We start from the raw sequence: 20,311 nt of genomic DNA on the forward strand, positions 1-20,311 counted from the left end.
GTGTCTGAGAGACGAACACGCGCGGTGCGAGCGGCGGCCGCGGCCCTGGGGGTCACCCTGGTCGGCACAGCCCTCGCGGGTTGCGCCGCCGACACGGGAGCGGAGACCATCCGCTTCACCTTCAGCAAGCGCGAGGCGATCGAGTTCATGACCGCCCTCGTCGCCGAGTACAACTCCTCGCAGAGCGACGTGAAGGTCGAGATCGACACCTCGGGCGTCGATGTCGTCTCGGCGAGTTTCGTGCGGGGCAACCCGCCCGACATCATGCTCGCCAACTACAACTACGAGATCGCCCGGTTCGTGCAGCGCTGCGCGCTCACCGATCTCGCAGGCACCGACGCCGCCGCGGGCATCCGCGACGACCTGCAGCCGCTGATGGACCAGTACGGGTCCTGTGAGGGCCGCACCAGCGCCCTCCCGTACTCGGTGATGGCCGCGTCCGTCATCTACAACAAGGAGATCTTCCAGGCGCAGGGCCTCGAGGTCCCGCAGACCTGGGACGAGCTGCTCGCGGTGTGCGACCAGCTCAAGGCCGCCGGCATCGATCCGTTCTACGGCACGTTCAAGGACGACTGGACCGTGGGCCAGGGGTGGTACGACTACACCGCGGGCGGCTCGGTGGACGTGATCGATTTCTTCGATGCCCTCGCCGATGAGGGCGCGGACGTCGGTCCCGACTCCGCGGTCTCGTTCTCGAAGGACTTCGCCGAGCCGATGGACAAGATGATGCAGCTCGCGAACGACTACACCAACGCGGATGCGCCGAGCCGCGGCTACGGCGACGGCAACCTCGCTTTCGGCAAGGGCGAGGCCGCGATGTACCTGCAGGGCCCGTGGGCCTTCAGCGAGATCGCGAAGACCGCACCCGACCTGCAGCTGGGCACCTTCCCGCTGCCGATGACCGACGACCCGGCCGACCTCGGCGTGCGCGTCAACATGGACCTGGCCGCGATGATCCCCGAGGGTTCTCGCCATCAGGAGGCCGCCCGCGACTTCCTCGAGTTCCTCTACGAGCCGCAGAACATCGAGGAGTACAACGCCTCGCAGCTCGGCTTCACCCCGACGAAGGGTGCTCCCGCCCCCGACGACCCCCGCATCGAGGGAATGGTCGAGTACTACGACAACGGGCAGATCTACCAGGGCCCGTCGGTGCTCGTGCCCAAGACGCTTCCGATCATGAACTACGCGCAGGCGATGGTGCTCGGCGCCTCTCCGACCTCCATCCTGCGCACGATGGACGCGGACTGGGCCCGCATCGCCTTCCGCGCGCCGATCCCGTCGACGAAGGACGCCGCGTCCGCTTCCGGCGCCCCATCCGCTTCCGGCGAGACAGAGGAGTCCGCGCCATGAGCACCACCACCCCCACCACGCCCGGTGACAGCACGACCCTCATCGTCACCGGCGGCGACCGGAAGCTCCGGCGGCACACGCGTCGCGTGGAGCCGATCTACTACCTGTTCCTGCTGCCGACGCTGGTGCTCTTCACGCTCGCGATCACGGTTCCGGGAGTCATCGGCATCTTCTTCAGCTTCACCGACTCGATCGGCATCGGGGAGTGGAGCTTCAACGGACTGACGAACTACATCGCGCTGTTCAGCGATCCGTCGATCCTGCAGAGCTACCTGTTCACCTTCGGGTTCTCGATCGCTACGGTGATCGTCGTCAACGTGGTCGCGTTCCTGCTGGCGGTCGGGCTCACCTCGCGCATCCGCTTCAAGACGGGCCTGCGCACGATCTTCGTGATCCCGATGGTGATCTCGGGCATCATCATCGCCTACGTCTTCAACTTCCTGTTCTCGAACTCGATCCCCGCGGCTGGCGCGGCGGCCGGCATCCCGTGGCTCGAGACGAGCCTGCTCGCCAACCCCGACCTCGCCTGGATCGCCATCGTCATCGTCACCGCCTGGCAGGCCGTGCCCGGCACCCTGCTGATCTACATCGCCGGCCTTCTCTCGGTTCCCGGCGAGGTGTACGAGGCGGCGAGCATCGATGGCGCCAGCAAGGCGCAGCAGCTCACCCGCATCACGCTCCCGCTCGTCGCGGGCTATGTGGTGATCAACGTGATCCTCGGATTCAAGGGGTTCCTGAACGCCTACGACATCATCGTCGGCCTCACCAACGGAGGCCCCGGAACCTCCACCCGCAGCGTCGCGATGACGATCATCGCGGGCTTCAACGGCGGCGACTACGCCTATCAGATGGCCAACGCGACCATCTTCTTCATCGTCGCCGTGCTCATCTCCCTCCTCCAGCTGTCGCTGACGCGCGGAAGGAACGCACTCTGATGTCGACGCAGACACTCACCACTGTCCCCACCTCGGGCAAGAAGCCGCGCGTGCGCATGGAGCGCGTCAACTGGTCGGGCACGATCATCCTGATCCTGTGCGCCGTGACCGTGCTCCTGCCGCTGTACGTGACTATCTCGATGGCGCTCAAGACCACGGGTCAGGCGGTCGACGGCAATGCCTTCTCGCTGCCGGCCCCGTTCAGCGTCGACGGTTTCGTCGAGGCGTGGACGCTGACGAAGTTCCCCGTCGGTGCGGGCATCTCGCTGCTGGTCACCGCCGGCACCGTGATCGCGACGATCGTGCTGGCGGCCTTCGCCTCCTACGCCATCGTGCGCAACTGGGACCGTCGGCTGTTCCGCTACTCGTTCTTCTACCTGCTCGCGGCGATGTTCATCCCGTTCCCGGTCGTGGCCCTGCCGCAGATCCAGCTCACCGGACGCGTCGGGCTCGACAACCCGTTCGGCGTGATCATCCTCGCGACCATGTTCCAGTTGAGCTTCAGCGTGCTGCTGTTCACCGCGTTCCTGCGCTCGATACCGATCGAGCTCGAGGAGAGCGCGCGCATCGACGGAGCCACGACCTGGCAGACGTTCTGGAAGCTCATCTTCCCGCTGCTCGCCCCGATGAGTGCGACGGTCGGCATCTTCGCCTTCCTCTACGCCTGGAACGACTTCATGATGCCGTCGCTCATCATCGCCGATCCGGCGCTGCAGACGCTGCCGGTGCGGCAGAACCTGTTCCAGAACCAGTTCAGCAACAACTACAACGTCGCCTTCGCCTCGTACCTCATGGCGATGGCGCCCGCGATCGTGGCCTACCTGTTCACGCAGCGGTGGGTCATGGAGGGCGTCACCCAGGGCGCCGTCAAGGGCTGACCGCCGCACCGCTCGAACCGCCCGAGCCGCTCGAAGCCACCGAAGCCACCGAACCACCGGAAACACAGAAGGAGTCCTCCCCTCATGACCGACGCGCTTCTCGCCGAGACCCGCACCGCCGAAGACGCCGCGTGGTGGCGTCAGGCCGCCGTCTACCAGATCTACCCGCGCAGCTTCGCCGACGCGAACGGCGACGGCATCGGTGACATCCCGGGCATCGTCTCCCGGGCCGACTACCTGCAGGGCCTCGGTATCGATGCGGTCTGGCTCAGCCCGTTCTATCCGTCCGCGCTCGCCGACGGCGGATACGACGTCGCCGACTACCGTGACGTCGACCCGCGGCTGGGCTCCCTCGCCGACTTCGACGACATGGTCGAGGCGCTGCACTCCCGCGGCATCCGCGTGATCGTCGACATCGTCCCGAACCACTCGTCCGACCAGCACGAGTGGTTCCAGGAGGCGCTCGCTGCGGGGCGCGGCTCGGCGGCGCGCGACCGCTACATCTTCCGCGAGGGCACCGGACCCGACGGCTCCGAGCCGCCGACCGACTGGGACTCGGTGTTCGGCGGCAGTGCCTGGGAGCGCGTGGAAGACGGGCAGTGGTATCTGCACAACTTCGCCGTGGAGCAGCCCGACCTGAACTGGGACCACCCCGAGGTGCGCGCCGACTTCCTGAAGACGCTGCGCTTCTGGTCGGACCGCGGTGTCGACGGATTCCGCATCGACGTCGCCCACATGCTCACGAAGGACCTCAGCGAACCGCTGCCCTCGCGTGCCGAGCTCGACGCGATGGACCGCACCTCGGGCACGCACCCGATGGTCGACCGTGACGACGTGCACGAGATCTACGCCGAGTGGCGTGCGGTGTTCGACGAGTACGACCCGCCGCGCACCGCCGTCGCCGAGGCCTGGGTGGAGACGCCGGAGCGCCGGGCGAAGTACGCGTCGGCCGAGGGGCTCGGGCAGGCGTTCAACTTCGATCTGCTGGTCGCCGACTTCGACGCCGCGCAGTTCCGCAGCATCATCGCCGACAACCTGCAGCAGGCGGCGGCGACCGGATCGTCGACCACCTGGGTGCTGTCGAACCATGACGTCACCCGCCATGCCACCCGCTACGGGCTCCCGGCACTGAACGGCCGTCCGGTCAAGCAGGGCACCGAGTGGGTGAAGGCCGGCGGTCCGGCGGACGCACTCGACCGTGAGGGCGGGCTCCGCCGGGCGCACGCGGCCACCCTGCTGCTGCTCGGCCTGCCTGGCAGCACCTATCTCTATCAGGGGGAGGAGCTCGGTCTCCACGAGGTCGCGCAGATCACGCCGGAGCAGCGTCAGGACCCGGGCTTCTTCCGTGGCGCGGAGTTCGACGGCCTCGGTCGGGACGGATGCCGCGTGCCGCTGCCGTGGACCGCTGCGGGATCCTCGTACGGATTTGGGGCCGCAGGCGCGCACCTTCCGCAGCCGGAGTGGTTCGCGCAGTATGCGGTCGACGTCGAGGCGGCGGACCCGTCGTCGACGCTCTCGCTGTACCGGGAGGCCCTGCGCCTGCGGCACCTGCTGCAGACCGGCGAGACCCTGGAGTGGATCGAGACCGGCCGCGACGATGTGCTGCGCTTCGCCCGCCCGAACGGCTGGCAGGTGGTGTCGAACTTCGGCGCCGAGCCCGTCGACCTCGGTGCGGATGCCGCCGACGTCGTGCTCGCGAGTGCTCTGCTCGAGGGCTCGACGCTTCCCGGCGAGGCCACGGTCTGGATCGCGCCGGCCGAGCTGCGCGCCTGAGCTCCCGCAGCTGCGAAAAAAGAGATGATCCGCGTCACGCGCGGGGTGTTGATCACAGACACCCCGCGTGAACGTCGAATCGTCTCCGTTTTGGCGGGCGGGCAGGCAGGCAGGCAGCGGGGCGGGCAGGCAGGGCGAAGGATTTGATAATGGTTCTCATTAGCGTTTAGAGTGAGGGCATGAAGAAGCCCGTCGTCGCCCTCGCCCTCGCATCCGTCGCCGCTCTCACGCTGGCCGGATGCTCCACCCCCTCGGCGGGGGAGGGCGACGACGGCACCATCACGGTCGTGGCGAGCACCAACGTCTACGGCGACATCGCGGCGACGATCGGCGGAGACCGCGTCGACGTGCAGTCGATCATCACCTCCGCCTCGCAGGACCCGCACTCCTACGAAGCCAGCGCCCGCGACCGGCTGACCGTGCAGAAGGCCGACCTCGTGATCGAGAACGGCGGCGGCTACGACGCCTTCATCGACACGCTGCTGCAGGACGCGAAGGACCCGCATGTGGTCACAGCCGTCGAGTACTCGCACGACTTCCCCGGGAACGAGGGTCACGACGAGGCGGGCCACGACCACGCCGACGAGTCGGCGAGCGCTGCCCCCGAGGAGAGCGACGCGCCCGAGGGCGAGGCGCACGATCACGCCGACGACGAGGCCGGGCACGAGGGCCACGACCACATCGAGGGCTTCAACGAGCACGTCTGGTTCGATCCGCACACGATGATCCACGTCGTGGATGCCATCGCCGATGAGCTGACCGAGCTCGACCCCGACGGAGCGAAGGAGTTCGCCGCGAACGCGGCCACTCTCACGGCCGACCTCGAAGGCTTCGAGACCGAGTTGGCGACCCTCAAGACGGAGGCGCCCGACGTCGACGTCTTCATCACCGAGCCGCTGCCCGGCTACCTCGCTGCAGCCGCCGGATTCACCGATGTCACCCCCGACGGATTCGCCGAGTCGGTCGAAGAGGGCACCGACGTCGCCCCGGCCGTGCTGCTGCAGGCGCTCGACGTGATCGGCAGCGGTCAGGTGACGGCACTGCTGACCAACGCGCAGACCGGCGGGTCCGAGACGCAGCGCGTCGAAACCGCGGCGAAGGACGCCGGCATCCCCATCGTCGCCTTCACGGAGCTGCTCGAGGACGGATCGTCGTACTCTGAGTGGATGAGTGACGCGATCCAGAGCCTCGCCGCCGCCGTCAAGTCGTGAGCGGCGCCGCACAGCGCGGGAATCCGGTCCTCGAGATCTCCGACGCGTCGCTGCAGCGCGGTGATCGCGAACTCTGGTCAGGCCTCGACCTCACGGTCGAGCCGGGGGAGTTCATCGCGGTGCTCGGCCCCTCCGGATCGGGCAAGACCACCCTGCTGCGGAGCATCCTGGGCCTGCAACCGCTGTCTTCGGGCACGATCCGCGTCGCGGGTGAGCCCGTGCACCGCGGTAACTCCCGTATCGGGTACATCCCGCAGCAGCGCTCGCTCGCCCCCGACACGAGCATGCGAGCCCGCGACCTCGTCGCCCTGGGCGTGCAGGGGAGCCGCTTCGGCTTCCCGATCCCGCACCGTGGCGACCGCGCCAAGGTCGACCACCTGCTCGAGGCGGTCGGCGCCTCGCACTTCGCCGATCGCCGGGTCGGACTGCTCTCGGGCGGCGAGCAGCAGCGGTTGCGGGTCGGTCAGGCCCTCGCCGACGAGCCGGCCCTGCTGCTGTGCGACGAGCCGCTGTCGAACCTCGACCTCGCGAACCAGGTCGCCGTGACCGACATCATCGATCGTCAGCGCCGTGAGCGCGAGGCGGCGGTGTTGTTCGTCACCCATGACATCAACCCGATCCTCGGCCGGGTCGACCGCATCCTCTACATCGCCGGCGGACGGTTCCTGCTCGGAACCCCCGACGAGGTGCTGCAGACGCGCGTGCTCACCGACCTCTACGGCACTCCGGTGTTCGTGCTCCGCGCGGGCGACCGGCTGGTGGTCGTGGGCGTGCCGGACGCCGAGCCCCACCACGACCACGGCGACCACGAGCACGGACACCACGACCACGGACACCACGAGCACGGAGGAGCGGCATGAGCGTCGCACTGGGCATGGTGCCGCTGGTCGATTGGAGCGACGTCTTCTCGTTCCAGGACTACGGCGAGCTCGTCACCCTGCTCGCGAACTCGATCATCGCCGGCGCGGTGCTCGGCATCGTCGGCGGACTCATCGGCGTCTTCGTGATGCAGCGCGACCTGGCTTTCGCGGTGCACGGCGTGAGCGAGCTGTCATTCGCGGGAGCGGCTGCCGCCCTGCTCTTCGGCGGCAGCGTCGTAGCCGGGTCTCTCGGCGGAGCGCTCGTCGCCGCCATCCTGATCGGGGTCCTCGGGGCCAAGGCCAGGGACCGCAACTCCATCGTGGGTGTGCTCATGCCGTTCGGCCTGGGCCTCGGCATCCTGTTCCTCTCGCTCTACGACGGCCGCAGCGCCAACCGCTTCAGCCTGCTCACCGGCCAGATCGTTTCGGTCTCGAGCCCCGACCTCGGCTGGCTGATCGGTATCAGCATGGTCGTGCTGATCGGTCTGCTGGTGATGTGGAACCCGCTGCGGTTCGACTCGCTCGACCCGGAATCGGCCGCGGCCCGCGGCGTGCCGACCCGTGCCGTCAGCCTGCTGTTCATGGTGCTGCTCGGCCTGATCGTCGCGGTGAGCGTGCACATCATCGGGGCCCTCCTGGTGATGGCGCTGCTGGTCACCCCCGCGGCCGCCGCGATGCGCGTCACCGCAGGCCCCATCGCCGTGCCGTTGCTGGCCGCGCTGTTCGGCTTCGTGTCCGCGGTCGGCGGCATCCTGCTGGCCCTCGCCGGCACGCTCCCGGTGAGCCCGTACATCACGACCCTGTCGTTCACGATCTACGTGGTGTGCTGGATCGTGCAGAAGGCGCGGGCCCGAGTGCGCCGTGTGCGTGCCTGAGATCCTCTCCCAGCCCTCGCCAACCCCCGCGGCCTAGACTCTTCGTATGGCTCAGCGGAACACCTGGCAGCGCGAACGTGTGCGCGAAGCACTCGCCGACGCGCGCGGATTCGTGAGCGCGCAGAGCCTGCACGCCGCGCTGCGCGACGACAACACCGGCATCGGCCTCGCCACCGTCTACCGTGCGCTGGCCGGACTCGCCGCCTCCGGAGACGCCGACTCGCTGCAGAGTCCCGAGGGTGAGGCGCTGTACCGCGCCTGCACCACGCAGGGCCACCATCACCACCTCATCTGCCGATCCTGCGGTCTGACCGTCGAGATCGAGGCCAAGGACGTCGAGCAGTGGGCGCACCGCACCGCGGCACTGCACGGCTTCACCGAGGCCGCCCACGTGGTCGACATCTTCGGGCTGTGCACCCCGTGTGCGAACAAGCGCGACGCCGAGAGGGCCGCGTCCGCGTGAGCTCCTCGGCAGCAACGGCGACCCGTCACGGCCACTCCCATCGCCCGGCGCCCTCGCCGCGATCGGCATGGATCGGCGTCGGCCTGGGCGCTGCCATCATCGCCGCGCTCTTCCTGATCGATGCCTTCCTGCCGACGCTGTTCCCCGCCTCGCTGCCCACCCGCGCGCAGGACGGTCTCACCCTCGCGCTGAGTGTGCTCATCGAAGCCCTGCCGTTCGTGATCCTCGGCGTGCTGCTCTCGATCGTGGTGCAGGTGTGGCTCCCGGCCGATGCGATCCACCGCTGGCTGCCGAAGCGCGCGTGGGCCCGCCGTGCGGTGCTGTCGCTGTTGGGCATGCTGATCCCGGTGTGCGAGTGCGGCAACGTGCCCTTCGCCCGTGGCCTCATGATGCGCGGCCTCGCGCCGGCCGAAGCGATGACGTTCCTCATCGCCGCGCCGATCGTGAACCCGATCGTGATCCTCACCACGCACGCCGCTTTCGGCTGGGACGGTGGGATCCTCGTCGCCCGGCTCGTGGGCGGCTACCTCATCGCGAACCTCATCGGCTGGATCTACAGCCGCCACCCCGACCCGGACGGCATGCTCACCCAGCGCTTCGTCGACACCTGCGAGCTGGTCACCCACGAACCGGGCACGCCGGTGCGCCGCAGTCTCACCCAGTTCCTGATCGAGCTGCGCGCCGTCATGCCTGCACTCGTGATCGGCTCGGCGCTCGCCGGGGCCGTGCAGGTACTGATCCCGCGCGAGTGGCTGCTCGCGATCGGGTCGAACCCGGTGCTGTCGATCGTCGCCATGATGGCGCTCGCGATGACGGTGGCCATCTGCTCGAACGTCGATGCGTTCTTCGCGCTCTCGTTCGCCTCGACGTTCTCGTCCGGCGCCCTCGTCGCCTTCCTGCTCGTCGGTCCACTCGTCGACATCAAGATGCTGGCGCTCATGCGCACCACGTTCACCGCGCGCACGCTCGTCGGGATCGTCGGCATCGTGCTCGCCTCGGCTTTCGCGATCGGTATCGGGGTGAACGTCCTTGTCTGAGCAGACGGCGCGGTCCGAGCAGACCGCCACCCGCATACGTGCACTCGGCACCCGCTGGCTGGGTGTGGGGCTCGCGACCGTCATCTCGGTCGTCACCCTCGGCCTCGGTCTCACGGGGCGTCTCAACCTCTACATCAGCCCGGAGTCGGTGTGGTTCGCCTGCACCGCCGCGGTCGTGACTCTGGCCGGAGCGATCTGGTCGTGCACCCTCCCGTTGGGGGAGGAGAGCGACCACGGCCACGACCACGGGCCTGTGCCCGCTCCCGCAGTCCACGGTGATCACGACGGTGCGGATCACGACGGTGCGGATCACGACGGTGCTGATCACGATGGTGCCCCGGCCTCCTCTCGCCGCGCGCTCGCCGGAGTCGCGGCCGTCGCCGGCGGAGTCATCGCCTCGGGTGTCGTCGTGGCGGGTCTCGTCCTGCCGCCGGCCTCCCTGTCGGTCGAGCTCGCGATGTCGCGCGCGGGAGAGCAGAGCGCATTGTTCGCCGGCGCGGACTCGGTCGCTCTCGGCGTGGCCGACACGTCGACGTTCGGCGTCGGCGACTGGGCGAGTGTCTTCACGGCGGCGACGAACACGGCCGCCTACGACGGCGCCGCGGTGAAGCTCACGGGCTTCGTGACGCCGGGCGCGTCGGGAGACGACGGTGTGAACCTGACCCGTCTGGTCATCACGCATTGCGTGATCGATGCGCAGACCGCCGTTCTGCCCGTCGATGTGAAGCCCGACGAGTACGCGACCGGCCAATGGGTCGAGATCACCGGCACCGTGCGCGCGGATGCCGACGGCAAGCTCCGCATCGAGCCGACCGATGTCGTCGCGATCGATGAGCCGGGAGACCCCTATGAGTACTGACGACGAGCGCCCAGAGGTGCCCGCCGTCCCGCGCACCCGCGCGGAGATGCGTGCAGCGCGAGAAGCTGCCGAAGCGGCGGAGGCCGAGCGGATCGACCGCGCGGTGGCGTCTGCCGACCATGTCGCACCGCCCGCCGACCAGCCCACCCCGGCCGATCGGCCGGGCGATCAGCAACCTGCCGGTGCAGACGAAGCGGCTGCGCGCGAGGCGGCTGCGCGTGAAGCCGCTGCTCGTGAAGCCGCGGTCCGTGAGGCAGGTGACCGTGAGGTCGCGGAGCAGGAGGCCGCCGCCCGCAAGATGGCCGCCTTCGAGGCTGCGGCGCGCGAGGATGCGGAGGCGACCGCTCTTCCGCCCGTCCCCCTCGCGACCGAACCCGTGTTCGTCGGCGCCGCACCGGAACCCGTCGTCGAGAGCGCGGTGGCCGGTGCAGCGGCCGGTGCGGCGGCACAGGACGCGACAGCGGACCCGTATGCGCCGCCGATCCCCCGCGCCGCCGCCGAGCGCCGGGTCCCGCCCCCGCCGGGGAGCCGACGCCGGTTCGTGCTCACGGTTGCCGCGGTCCTCGGGGTGCTCGTCGTCGTCGGGACGGGGTTGGGCATCGCCAGCCTCCTTCAGGGCCCGCGCATCAGCGATGTGCAGGTCGATGCGGCACAGGCGATCGAATCGTCCGGCAGCCGCGTGATCCTCACTGCGAACCAGGCACTCGCCGACATCGACCCGGCGCAGGTCACGGTCGAGCCGGAGGTGCCCTTCACGGTGGATGCCTCGGGGCGCGGCGTGGGCGTGCGATTCACGGTCCCGCTCGACGACTCGACCGAGTACACGGTCCGTGTCGCCGATGTGGTCGGTGCCGGCGGTGGCCCGAAGACGACGCTGACCACGAGCTTCACGACGCCGCCGTCGAACATCTTCCTGCTGCGTCGCGATGTCGCGGGCAAGGACAAGATCTTCCTCACCGACCTCAGCGGCGAGAAGGCCGTCCCGGTCTTCGAGCACGACAAGATCAACGACTTCCGCGCGACCTCCACGCAGCTCGTGGTGTCGGTCGAGGAGGACGACGGGTCCCGCCTGCTCGTGATGGACCGCGACGGCAAGAACCAGCGCGAGCTCACTCTTCCCGGTGAGGGATACGTGGGCGCGATCCAGGTCTCCGAACGCGGCGGCCTCGTCGGCTACAGCTACTCCGACAAGGAGCTCAGCGACACCGAGGGGCGTGCGAGCGTGCTGGTCACCCAGTCGCTGAGCGGCGATGACGACCCGCAGATCATCGAGGTCGCCGGCGCCGAGGCGAGCGTCTTCGTCTGGCAGTTCGTGCCCGACAGCGCAGCCGTGCTGTTCATCGACTTCGACGGAGCCCTCTCGCTCGTCGACCGTTCGACCGACACGGGTGTGCAGTCCCTCGGCCTCGCGGCCACCATCCAGGGGATCTCCCGCGGCACCTACACGGCGATCGTCGAACGGCTCGACGGCGCCGTGGTCGAACTCAACCTCGCAGACGGGTCGGAGCAGCCGCTCGCGGCATCCGATCCCGACTACGGGACGGCGAGCTCGATCACGCCGTATCCCGGTGGCACGTTGCGCCACGTGATCGCTCGCGACGACGAGGGGCTGCCGATCGGACAGGTGGTCGTGCGCGTCAACGACGACGGCGCGGCGACCCCGCTGGTCGAGGTCGGATCCACGGACTCGATCCTGCAGGCCTGCGCGTCGCCGAGCGGCCAGTACGCCGCCGTCGTCGTCGCTCCCGACCTGGCGAACAACGCCTACGACGGGATGCTGCTGCCGCTGCCCGAGAACGTCGAGACCCACCTGATCGACATGGCTTCCGGCAAGGAGATCGTCGCCCTCACCGGCTTCGACGCCTCGTGGTGCCAGACGGCTCCGCGCTTCTGAGATGACGGACGGTTCCGACCTCCTCCGCGGCGTCGACCTGCCGCACGAAAGCCTGCGCCGTGCCGTCCGTGCAGACCTGAGCGCCTCTGCGGTCGACGTCGCACCGCGCCTGCTCGGAGGCGAGCTGCGCACGGTCGTCGCGATCGGGAGCGACTCCGTTCCCGTCGAGGTGCGGTTGCGCATCACGGAGGTCGAGGCGTACCACGGGCAGGGCACGGGCGAGATCCCCGATCCGGGTTCTCATGCGCGCATGGGGCGCACGGCCCGCAACTCCACGATGTGGGGCGAGCCGGGTCACCTGTACGTGTACCTGAGCCACGGCATCCACTCGTGCGTGAACGTCGTGTGCGGCCCTGAAGGGCAGGGCGACGGCGTGCTGCTCCGGGCGGGCGAGATCGTGAGCGGCACGGAGGCGGCGGCCCTCCGACGTGGCGTCGCGCTTCCCCTTCGGCGCACGACGCTGCGGGACCTCGCCCGCGGGCCGGGTCGTCTCGGACAGGCGGTGGGATTGCGGCATCCCGTGCACGACGGGATCGACGCGATCACGGGTGGGGAGCGTCGCGGAGCACGAGCCGAGCTGTGGCTGGGTCCGCAGCGGGACGACGTGGCCAGCGGTCCGCGCGTCGGTGTCGCCGGCGTCGCCGGGACCGCGGCTTTCCCGTGGCGCTTCTGGATCGACGCGGACCCGACGGTGTCGCCGTTCCGATGGGGCAGGGGCGCGGCCGAGGCTGCTGCCGAACTCGCTTCGGGGGAGCCGGGATCGACCGGGTCGGCGCCCGTGCTAAACTGACTCTTTGTCTGCGCACACTCCTGTGCGCAGTTCGCGTGCTTCCCCTTCTGCGGCCGAGAGATCGGCGGGTCGTGGTTGCGTGCAGACAAGGGATCTTGGGTGGGGCCGTCCGGCCTCACGGTATAGAAGGAGTCACATCATGGCAGCAGTGTGCCAGGTGACCGGAGCTGTTCCCGGCTTCGGACACAATGTCTCGCACTCGCACCGCCGGACGAAGCGCCGCTTCGACCCGAACGTGCAGAAGAAGACGTATTTCGTTCCCTCGCTCGGTCGTAAGATCACGCTCAACGTGTCCGCCAAGGGCATCAAGGTGATCGACGTCCGTGGCATCGAGAACGTGGTCAAGGACCTCCAGGCGAAGGGTGTGAAGCTCTAATGGCCAAGAAGGCTCAGGACGTACGTCCGATCATCAAGCTGCGTTCGACGGCAGGTACGGGATACACGTACGTGACCAAGAAGAACCGCCGCAACACCCCCGACCGCCTCGTGCTCAAGAAGTACGACCCGGTCATCCGTCAGCACGTCGAATTCCGAGAGGAGCGTTGATCAATGGCTAAGAAGAGCAAGATCGCTCGCAACGAGCAGCGCAAGGTCATCGTCGAGCGTTACGCCGAGCGTCGCGCCGAGCTGAAGAAGACCCTGGTCGACCCGAACGCCACCGACGAGGCCCGCGAGGCCGCACGCGTCGGCCTGCAGAAGCTGCCGCGCAACGCGTCGCCGGCTCGCGTGCGTTCGCGCGACGTCATCGACGGCCGCCCCCGTGGTGTCCTCACGAAGTTCGGCATCTCGCGTGTCCGCTTCCGTGACATGGCGCACCGTGGCGAGCTGCCCGGCGTGACCAAGTCGAGCTGGTAAGTCTCAGCAGACAGCCGAAAGGGGCGAGGATCTTCGGATCCTCGCCCCTTTCGCGTCTCCACCCTCACGTTCGCTCCGCGCCTCTGTCTCCTCTGTCTCCTGTCTCCTGTCTCCTGTCACCTCTGTCTCGTGAAGCGCCACGCGAAGGGCGGACTTCTCGCTGATAGGCGGACTTCGGTGATGGGGTTCGCCGCCCATCACGAGGAAGTCCGCCCGAAGACTGCCCCTGCACAGCGAGTAGCCACTGCTAAGGAGTGAACAGAGGGCGGATCTGTGGCGCTGCGGGGCCGTCGAGGCGCGGCAGGCTCGAGGCATGGATGTCGTGCGCGCCCTCACAGCCAGGAACGGGATCGCGCGGGTCGTCACCATGCGCCGAGCGGGGGTCACCGAGCACGCGCTGCGGCAAGCGGTGCGCGCAGGGGCGGTGGTCTCGGTGTGCCGGGGGTGGGTGGGGCTCCCCGGTGCGGACCCGATGCTCGTCGCGGCGGCGAAGCGAGGAGTCGTGCTCAGTTGCGTCACCGTTGCCGCGCGGAAGGATCTGTGGGTGACGGCCGTATCGCGACCGCACCTGGCGGCACCCCCGAAGTCCGGTCACGCGAAGGATGCTCGTGGGGTCGTGCACTGGAGCCGGCCGATCTTCCCTCGAGATCCGGATCTGCTCGAGGACTCGATCGAGAACGCGCTCGTGCTCGTGGCGCGCTGTCAGCCATATGAAGATGCGCTCGCGACCTGGGAGTCCGCGATGCGGGCAGGGGCCGTGGACCCCGACGTGCTCGAACGGGCACCCCTGCCGCCGGCGGCGAGGCGGCTCCTGGGCGACGCCCGTCCCTTCGCCGACGCGGGGACGGAGACCATCTTCCGCACGCGGATGGCATGGCTGGACCTGCCGATCACGCCGCAGGTCTGGATCATCGGGCACCGAGTGGACTTCTTGATCGGCGAACGACTCGTCGTGCAGATCGACGGTGGGCATCATGTCGGACCCCAACGCACGAGCGATATCGCGCACGACGTCGAGCTGATGCTCCGCGGCTATCACGTGATCCGCATCGGCTACGACCAGCTCATGAACCACTGGGCGGACGTGCAGAGCCTGATCCTGGCTGCGATCGCTCAGCGCCTCCATCTCGCGCGCTGATCCTCGCACCTCTGCACACCGCGACGGGCGGAGAACTCCCCGTCGGGCGGAACCACTCAGGAACATCCTCCGCCCATCGGCGAGGACTCCTCCCCACGGGGGGGGCATGGGGGTGTGGGGGACGGGGAGGACCGCGTCGCGCCGGCTTTCGCGCGCACGTCCAGCGCCGTGATCAAGGCGCACCGGCCCCGTTGAGGGCCTTGGTTTCTGTGACTGGAGTGACAAAAGTGACGCGACACGCCCAGTAATTGCCCAAAACCCGCGAAATGACGCGGAAATGAGGGTGGTGGTTGGTACATTCGAGGCGGTCGCTAGACCAGGAGCACCCGCTCCGATACCCACAACGATGCGACGGGATCTCGTCGCTGGAGGATGACATGGCTGACAAGTCCATCACCAAGACCGAGCTCGTCGCGAGCATCGCAAGCGCCACGGGCCAGAGCCAGGCCACCGTCTCCGGTGTCCTCGACTCGCTGTTCGCCACGGTCTCCGACGCTGTTGCCAAGGGCAGCAAGGTCTCCATCCCGGGCTGGATCTCCTTCGAGCAGGTCGACACCGCTGCTCGCACGGGCCGCAACCCGCAGACCGGCGCCGAGATCAAGATCCCGGCCGGCAAGCGCGTCAAGGTGACCGCTGGTTCCAAGCTCAAGGCTGCCGTCAAGTAATTCGACCGCACCTCTTCGAAGGCCGCTCCCGTTCCGACGGGAGCGGCCTTCGTGCTTTCTCACCGCCGGTCGCGCCTAGGCTGGAGGGGTGAGTTCCCGCAGCGAGTCGACGAGTCGGATTTCGGCGTATCGAATCGCGGGAATCGTCATCCTCCTGCTCGCCGCGATGGCAGCCCTCGTGCTGGCGCTGCTCGTCGGCGGAGGCGCCAAGCCGCCGCTCCTGCAGGATCCGGGGCCGTTCGTGCTCTGGGGCACGCCGATCGCCAAGCTCGTCATGAACATCTCGGGCGCGGTCATGCTCGGCTCGCTCGTGCTCGCGCTGTTCGGACTGCGCGCGGGGGACCGATCATTCGACGCCGCCCTGAACATCGCCTCGGTGGGAGCGGCCGTGTTCACGGTTTCCGCGGGTCTCGCCGGCTTTCTCGCCTTCATGGCCGCCTTCAACCCGAAGCTCAGCATCGAACGCGAGTTCGGCACGCAGCTCGGTCGATTCCTGCTGGAGCTGCCGCTGGGGCAGTCCTGGCTCATCACCACCATCTTCGGTGCGATCATCACGGTGCTGGCGTTCGCGTGGCGTTCGTGGACACCCACACTGATCACGGCCCTCCTCGCCGCCGCATCCTTCCTCCCGCTCGCGACTCAGGGCCATGCCGGCGACCTCGCCGGGCACAACATGGCCGTCAACTCGATCCTGTTGCACACGATCGGCGCCGCCGTCTGGCTCGGCGGTCTCCTGCTCCTGGTCCTGTTGCGCGGACGAGCCGATGTCGACACCGCGCAACTCGTCGGGCGCTATTCGTCGCTCGCGATCGCCGCTTTCGCCGTGGTCGCCGTGTCGGGCGTCACCCGGTCCATCGTCGCCGTCGGCAGCTGGGATGCGCTGTGGGCGACGCCCTACGGCTGGATCGTGCTGGCCAAGGTCGTACTCCTGGGGGGAATGGGGCTGCTGGGGGCCTGGTACCGCGCCCGCCTGATCCCCAAGCTCTCCGGTCAGCGCGCGGCCGGCTGGTTCTGGCTCCTCGTGCTGTGCGAGGTCGCGTTGATGGGTCTCGCCTCGGGTGCTGCCGCCGCACTCGCACGCACACCTCCCCCCACCGGGGAGGTCGCCGCGTTCGCCCAGACCCCCGCGCAGATCCTCACCGGCTCGACGCTGCCGCCGGAACTGACGATCGAGCGCTGGTTCACCGCCTGGGACTTCGACGTGCTCTGGCTCGTCGCCGCCGGCTTCGGACTGTTCCTCTACCTGGCAGGAGTGCGGCGACTGCGACTGCGCGGCGACCGCTGGCCGATCCATCGCACCGTGTTCTGGGTGCTCGGCATGCTGATGCTCGTCTGGGTGACCAGCGGGCCGCTCAACGCCTACCAGGAATACCTCTTCAGCATCCACATGATGGGCCACATGATGCTGTCGATGGCGATCCCGCTGCTGATGGTGTCCGGTGCCCCCATCACCCTCGCCCTGCGTGCGATCCACAAACGCGACGACGGCACCCGAGGCGGTCGCGAGTGGATCATGTGGGCCGTGCACTCGCCCTTCGCCCGCGTCGTGACGCACCCGTTCGTGGCGGCGGCGATCTTCATCCTGTCGCTCTGGGCGTTCTACTTCACCGACCTCGTGCGCTGGTCGATGTACGAGCACCTCGGCCATGAGTGGATGATCATCCACTTCCTGATCTCGGGCTACCTCTTCGTGATGAGCCTGATCGGCGCCGACCCGGTGCCCTACCGTCTGCCCTACCCCGGTCGTCTGATCACCCTGATCGCCGTGATGGCGATGCACGCCTTCTTCGGCATCGCGATCATGATGCAGGAGGGCCTCATGGTGGCCGACTGGTTCGGATCGATGGGCCGTGACTGGGGCGTGGACCCGCTGCAGGATCAGTACGTGGGTGGCGGCATCGCCTGGTCGATCGGCGAGATCCCTACGCTCATCCTCGCGATCACGGTCGCGATCCAGTGGAGTCGCAGCGACACCAAGCTGCAGCGCCGCGCGGACCGGCACGCCGATCGCACGGGAGACGCCGAGCTCGAGGAGTACAACGCCAAGCTGGCTGCCCTCGCCGAGCGCGACAAGCGGGAGCAGCGCGCAGGCCGCTGAGGCCGGCTCGCTCGGGCGTCAGCCGACGGGCTGCTCTCCGGGGGAGCCGATCCTGATCGACGCGGTGCCGTCGGGAAGGATCGCGATCGTTCCCGTGAGCTGGAAGGGGACGTCTTCCGACAGCGGCTGGGTCTTGCCGTCGAACAGCGACTTGATGTCGACGTCGACGTGAGCGACCGCATCCGTCGTCGGGATCTGCCACTGCCCGCCGTCGGGGGTGACCGTGACCCGTGGCTGGGTCGCGATCGACCACTTCGGAGCCGAGGCGAGGCGGTTCGTGACCCGCAGGCCGAACGGGCAGGCCGTCGGCTGCAGCACCTCCTGCGTCGTGCACTCGGTGAGGAAAGCCTCGACGCGCTCCTGCACCACGTCGATGAACTCGTCGGTCGGCTCGGTCTGCACATCGAGCGGCGTGACGGCGAGGGGGGTGTCGGCGAGGACTCCGTGGCCGGAGGCCGTCGATATGGGGGTGTCCACCGTGATCGCATACAGTCCGGGGGTGAACACCAGCAGCGGCAGCGGGTCGAGGGGGACGGCATCGGCGCCGTCGATCGACACCTGACGCCGATCGACCTCGAACCCGTTCACGGCGAACTTGTCCGCACCGCGAACCGTGAGATCCACGACGGCCAGGGGGCTCGTCGTGAAACGCCAATGGGGGGTGACTCCCGCCCATCCGTCCTGTTCGATCAGGAACGTACTGGTCCCGGGGTGGCCGCTCGCCTGGTAGCTGACGGTGACGGCGGTGCCGCCGTCTGCGGGCTTCTCCGACGTCACTGTCACGTCGGTCAGCGGCGCGAGCGCGGCGCGGCGGAGCATCGCCTCCGATGCCGCGGGGTCGATGCCCGCGGCATCGAGTGTCTCGCGGTCGATCGCGACCCCGGGAACACGCAGCGCGTCAGCGGCGCGACCGGAGGAGAGCAGGTCGAGGTAGCGGACCACGAACGCCGACGGCCCGTAGAACTGCTGATACAGCGTGACGCCGCCGGCTCCGAGTGCGGCGACGAGCATCATGCCGACGACAGCGAGCATCGCCAGGTCGACCCCCAGGCGCGCGCGCCGGGGCGCGCTCGCACGTGCCCGGTCCATGGCGTCAGTCTAGGAGGGCGTCCTGGGGGGACGCCGAGCGTCGGCGGGCGTGCGCGGATGCCGGGCCGTAGCATGGACGAGCGCCCTGTCCGCCCGCTGCCCCTGTGAGAACCGTGTCCCTTCCCGCCCTGTCCGAGGAGCAGCAAGAGCTGTTCCGCCTCATCGAGGACACCGGCGAGCACGTCTTCATCACCGGTCGAGCCGGGACCGGCAAGTCGACCCTCCTGCAGCATTTCGCGTGGAACACGAAGAAGCAGATCGCCATCTGCGCGCCCACGGGCGTGGCGGCGCTCAACGTCGAGGGGCAGACGATCCACTCGCTGTTCCGCCTGCCGATCGGTCTGATCGGGGACGCCGACATCGATCAGAACGACGCGACCCGTCGCATCCTGAACGCCATCGAGACGCTCGTGATCGATGAGATCTCGATGGTCAACGCGGATCTGATGGATGCGATCGACCGCTCCCTGCGCCAGGCGCGGGGGCGCAGGGGCGAGCCGTTCGGCGGCGTGCAGGTCGTCATGTTCGGAGACCCCTACCAGCTGGCGCCCGTGCCGCCCCGCGGCGATGAGGCCCGCTACGTGCAGGACCACTACCGCTCGTTCTGGTTCTTCGATGCGAAGGTGTGGGCAGGGACCGGCGGCGGTACCGGCGAGTCCGATCAGGACGGACTCTTCGCGGTCGACTCGCGGGCCGAACTGCACGTGCGCGAACTCGTGCAGATCCACCGCCAGTCCGACGACGGGTTCAAGGCCATGCTGAACGCCGTGCGCTACGGACGGGTCACCGCCGAGATTGCCGGGGTGCTGAACGCCCAGGGAGCGCGGACGCCACCGGACCCGGAGCCGGGGGAGGTGCCGATGATCACGCTCGCGACCCGCAACGACATCGTGAACAACATCAACAGTCGTCACCTGGCCGCATTGCCGGGCAAGGAGCAGACCGCACGTGCCGAGGTGAGCGGAGACTTCGGGCGGGGCGAGGCCGCGCTCCCCGCCGAGTCGGAGCTGAAGCTGAAGGTCGGAGCGCAGGTCATGTTCCTGCGCAACGACACCGCGATGTCGGGGGAGCCGCCGCGGTGGGTCAACGGCACCATCGGGACGGTCGTACGCATCCTCGGCAGCGCTGTGCGTGTCGACATCGACGGCGAGGAGGTCGACGTCGAACCGGCCGTGTGGGAACGGTTCCGATACGCGTACGACCAGAACACCAAGAAGCTCTCCCGTGACGTGGTCGCGGAGTTCACCCAGTTCCCGTTGCGCTTGGCGTGGGCGGTCACGATCCACAAGTCGCAGGGCAAGACCTACGAGCGGGCGATCATCGACCTCGGCTCCGGGGCGTTCGCACCGGGGCAGACCTACGTCGCGCTCAGTCGACTGACCTCGCTCGACGGGCTCTACCTGTCGCGTGCGCTGCGACCCCGTGACATCCGGGTCGACGAAGACGTGCGCCGGTTCATGCGCGACGCCTGGCTCGCGGCATCGACCCCGGAGCTGCCGAAGAGCTGAAGGCCCGGCCCTGGCTCAGGCTCCGGCTCTCCA

General features: G+C 68.7%; 20 protein-coding genes. 19 read left to right on the plus strand and 1 reads right to left on the minus strand.

The features are described 5' to 3' along the window. The 18 genes from L687_RS40715 (at nt 1) to L687_RS40800 (ending at nt 17,681) form a co-directional block, all read left to right on the plus strand. The gene (locus L687_RS40715) at nt 1-1,350 is read left to right on the plus strand and encodes an ABC transporter substrate-binding protein (protein ID WP_046399054.1); all 1,350 of its coding nucleotides are present in this window, start codon (nt 1-3) and stop codon (nt 1,348-1,350) included. Then, nucleotides 1,347-2,285 carry a carbohydrate ABC transporter permease gene (locus tag L687_RS40720; RefSeq protein WP_021201605.1) on the plus strand — a complete coding sequence of 313 codons (939 nt, stop codon included), beginning with the start codon at nt 1,347-1,349 and terminating at the stop codon, nt 2,283-2,285. Before L687_RS40715 ends, L687_RS40720 begins: the two co-directional genes overlap by 4 nt. Then, the gene (locus L687_RS40725; RefSeq protein ID WP_021201606.1) at nt 2,285-3,163 is read left to right on the plus strand and encodes a carbohydrate ABC transporter permease; all 879 of its coding nucleotides are present in this window, start codon (nt 2,285-2,287) and stop codon (nt 3,161-3,163) included. Before L687_RS40720 ends, L687_RS40725 begins: the two co-directional genes overlap by 1 nt. Nucleotides 3,164-3,247: 84 nt before the next feature. Next, the gene (locus L687_RS40730) at nt 3,248-4,936 is read left to right on the plus strand and encodes a glycoside hydrolase family 13 protein (RefSeq protein ID WP_021201607.1); all 1,689 of its coding nucleotides are present in this window, start codon (nt 3,248-3,250) and stop codon (nt 4,934-4,936) included. A 179-nt stretch (nt 4,937-5,115) separates the two neighbouring features. Further along, nucleotides 5,116-6,147: a metal ABC transporter solute-binding protein, Zn/Mn family gene (locus L687_RS40735; RefSeq protein WP_021201608.1), complete on the plus strand. Its 1,032-nt coding sequence runs from the start codon at nt 5,116-5,118 to the stop codon at nt 6,145-6,147. Next, nucleotides 6,144-7,007, plus strand: a complete 864-nt coding sequence (locus tag L687_RS40740; protein WP_021201609.1) for a metal ABC transporter ATP-binding protein — start codon at nt 6,144-6,146, stop codon at nt 7,005-7,007. The genes L687_RS40735 and L687_RS40740 overlap by 4 nt, the downstream gene beginning before the upstream one ends. After that, nucleotides 7,004-7,882, plus strand: a complete 879-nt coding sequence (locus tag L687_RS40745; protein WP_021201610.1) for a metal ABC transporter permease — start codon at nt 7,004-7,006, stop codon at nt 7,880-7,882. Before L687_RS40740 ends, L687_RS40745 begins: the two co-directional genes overlap by 4 nt. A 46-nt stretch (nt 7,883-7,928) precedes the next feature. Continuing rightward, nucleotides 7,929-8,345: a Fur family transcriptional regulator gene (locus tag L687_RS40750; RefSeq protein ID WP_021201611.1), complete on the plus strand. Its 417-nt coding sequence runs from the start codon at nt 7,929-7,931 to the stop codon at nt 8,343-8,345. Next, entirely contained in the window at nt 8,342-9,382 is a 1,041-nt protein-coding gene (locus tag L687_RS40755) for a permease (RefSeq protein ID WP_021201612.1), read from the plus strand. Before L687_RS40750 ends, L687_RS40755 begins: the two co-directional genes overlap by 4 nt. Then, entirely contained in the window at nt 9,375-10,241 is an 867-nt protein-coding gene (locus L687_RS40760; RefSeq protein WP_021201613.1) for a TIGR03943 family putative permease subunit, read from the plus strand. Before L687_RS40755 ends, L687_RS40760 begins: the two co-directional genes overlap by 8 nt. Then, nucleotides 10,231-12,135 (plus strand): hypothetical protein, encoded by a 1,905-nt coding sequence (locus tag L687_RS40765; protein WP_231924892.1) that lies wholly within the window; start codon nt 10,231-10,233, stop codon nt 12,133-12,135. Before L687_RS40760 ends, L687_RS40765 begins: the two co-directional genes overlap by 11 nt. Before the next feature lies 1 nt (nt 12,136). Then, entirely contained in the window at nt 12,137-12,925 is a 789-nt protein-coding gene (locus tag L687_RS40770) for a DNA-3-methyladenine glycosylase (protein WP_021201615.1), read from the plus strand. A 139-nt stretch (nt 12,926-13,064) separates the two neighbouring features. After that, nucleotides 13,065-13,301 carry a 50S ribosomal protein L28 gene (gene rpmB / locus L687_RS40775; RefSeq protein WP_017203559.1) on the plus strand — a complete coding sequence of 79 codons (237 nt, stop codon included), beginning with the start codon at nt 13,065-13,067 and terminating at the stop codon, nt 13,299-13,301. Continuing rightward, a complete protein-coding gene (gene rpmG / locus L687_RS40780) occupies nt 13,301-13,471 on the plus strand; it encodes a 50S ribosomal protein L33 (RefSeq protein ID WP_017203558.1) in 171 nt (56 codons plus the stop codon). The genes rpmB and rpmG overlap by 1 nt, the downstream gene beginning before the upstream one ends. A 3-nt stretch (nt 13,472-13,474) precedes the next feature. Then, a complete protein-coding gene (gene rpsN, locus L687_RS40785) occupies nt 13,475-13,780 on the plus strand; it encodes a 30S ribosomal protein S14 (protein WP_017829734.1) in 306 nt (101 codons plus the stop codon). 313 nt (nt 13,781-14,093) lie between these two features. Beyond that, complete coding sequence (locus tag L687_RS42300; protein WP_021201616.1) at nt 14,094-14,918, plus strand: endonuclease domain-containing protein; 825 nt, start codon at nt 14,094-14,096, stop codon at nt 14,916-14,918. Nucleotides 14,919-15,295: 377 nt separating this feature from the next. After that, the gene (locus tag L687_RS40795; RefSeq protein WP_017203554.1) at nt 15,296-15,583 is read left to right on the plus strand and encodes an HU family DNA-binding protein; all 288 of its coding nucleotides are present in this window, start codon (nt 15,296-15,298) and stop codon (nt 15,581-15,583) included. A gap of 166 nt (nt 15,584-15,749) precedes the next feature. Next, the gene (locus L687_RS40800; protein WP_046399059.1) at nt 15,750-17,681 is read left to right on the plus strand and encodes a cytochrome c oxidase assembly protein; all 1,932 of its coding nucleotides are present in this window, start codon (nt 15,750-15,752) and stop codon (nt 17,679-17,681) included. Between the two features lie 18 nt (nt 17,682-17,699). On the opposite strand, the gene L687_RS40805 is transcribed toward L687_RS40800, so the two are convergent. Further along, nucleotides 17,700-18,770: a hypothetical protein gene (locus L687_RS40805; protein WP_021201618.1), complete on the minus strand. Its 1,071-nt coding sequence runs from the start codon at nt 18,768-18,770 to the stop codon at nt 17,700-17,702. 113 nt (nt 18,771-18,883) lie between these two features. Here L687_RS40805 and L687_RS40810 point away from each other — a divergent pair, with 113 nt between their 5' ends. Continuing rightward, nucleotides 18,884-20,278 carry an ATP-dependent DNA helicase gene (locus L687_RS40810; protein ID WP_021201619.1) on the plus strand — a complete coding sequence of 465 codons (1,395 nt, stop codon included), beginning with the start codon at nt 18,884-18,886 and terminating at the stop codon, nt 20,276-20,278. Nucleotides 20,279-20,311 lie beyond the last annotated feature (33 nt).

This window comes from Microbacterium maritypicum MF109 (genome assembly GCF_000455825.1).
Classification (GTDB): Bacteria; Actinomycetota; Actinomycetes; order Actinomycetales; family Microbacteriaceae; genus Microbacterium; species Microbacterium maritypicum_A.

Coding starts and splice junctions, on each gene's coding strand:
- L687_RS40725 (WP_021201606.1), top strand. CDS start 2,285: ATGTCGACGCAGACACTCACCACTGTCCCCACCTCGGGCAAGAAGCCG.
- L687_RS42300 (WP_021201616.1), top strand. CDS start 14,094: ATGGATGTCGTGCGCGCCCTCACAGCCAGGAACGGGATCGCGCGGGTC.
- L687_RS40805 (WP_021201618.1), bottom strand. CDS start 18,770: ATGGACCGGGCACGTGCGAGCGCGCCCCGGCGCGCGCGCCTGGGGGTC.
- L687_RS40795 (WP_017203554.1), top strand. CDS start 15,296: ATGGCTGACAAGTCCATCACCAAGACCGAGCTCGTCGCGAGCATCGCA.
- rpsN (WP_017829734.1), top strand. CDS start 13,475: ATGGCTAAGAAGAGCAAGATCGCTCGCAACGAGCAGCGCAAGGTCATC.
- L687_RS40765 (WP_231924892.1), top strand. CDS start 10,231: ATGAGTACTGACGACGAGCGCCCAGAGGTGCCCGCCGTCCCGCGCACC.
- L687_RS40770 (WP_021201615.1), top strand. CDS start 12,137: ATGACGGACGGTTCCGACCTCCTCCGCGGCGTCGACCTGCCGCACGAA.
- L687_RS40735 (WP_021201608.1), top strand. CDS start 5,116: ATGAAGAAGCCCGTCGTCGCCCTCGCCCTCGCATCCGTCGCCGCTCTC.
- L687_RS40745 (WP_021201610.1), top strand. CDS start 7,004: ATGAGCGTCGCACTGGGCATGGTGCCGCTGGTCGATTGGAGCGACGTC.
- L687_RS40720 (WP_021201605.1), top strand. CDS start 1,347: ATGAGCACCACCACCCCCACCACGCCCGGTGACAGCACGACCCTCATC.
- rpmB (WP_017203559.1), top strand. CDS start 13,065: ATGGCAGCAGTGTGCCAGGTGACCGGAGCTGTTCCCGGCTTCGGACAC.
- rpmG (WP_017203558.1), top strand. CDS start 13,301: ATGGCCAAGAAGGCTCAGGACGTACGTCCGATCATCAAGCTGCGTTCG.
- L687_RS40750 (WP_021201611.1), top strand. CDS start 7,929: ATGGCTCAGCGGAACACCTGGCAGCGCGAACGTGTGCGCGAAGCACTC.
- L687_RS40730 (WP_021201607.1), top strand. CDS start 3,248: ATGACCGACGCGCTTCTCGCCGAGACCCGCACCGCCGAAGACGCCGCG.
- L687_RS40800 (WP_046399059.1), top strand. CDS start 15,750: ATGGCAGCCCTCGTGCTGGCGCTGCTCGTCGGCGGAGGCGCCAAGCCG.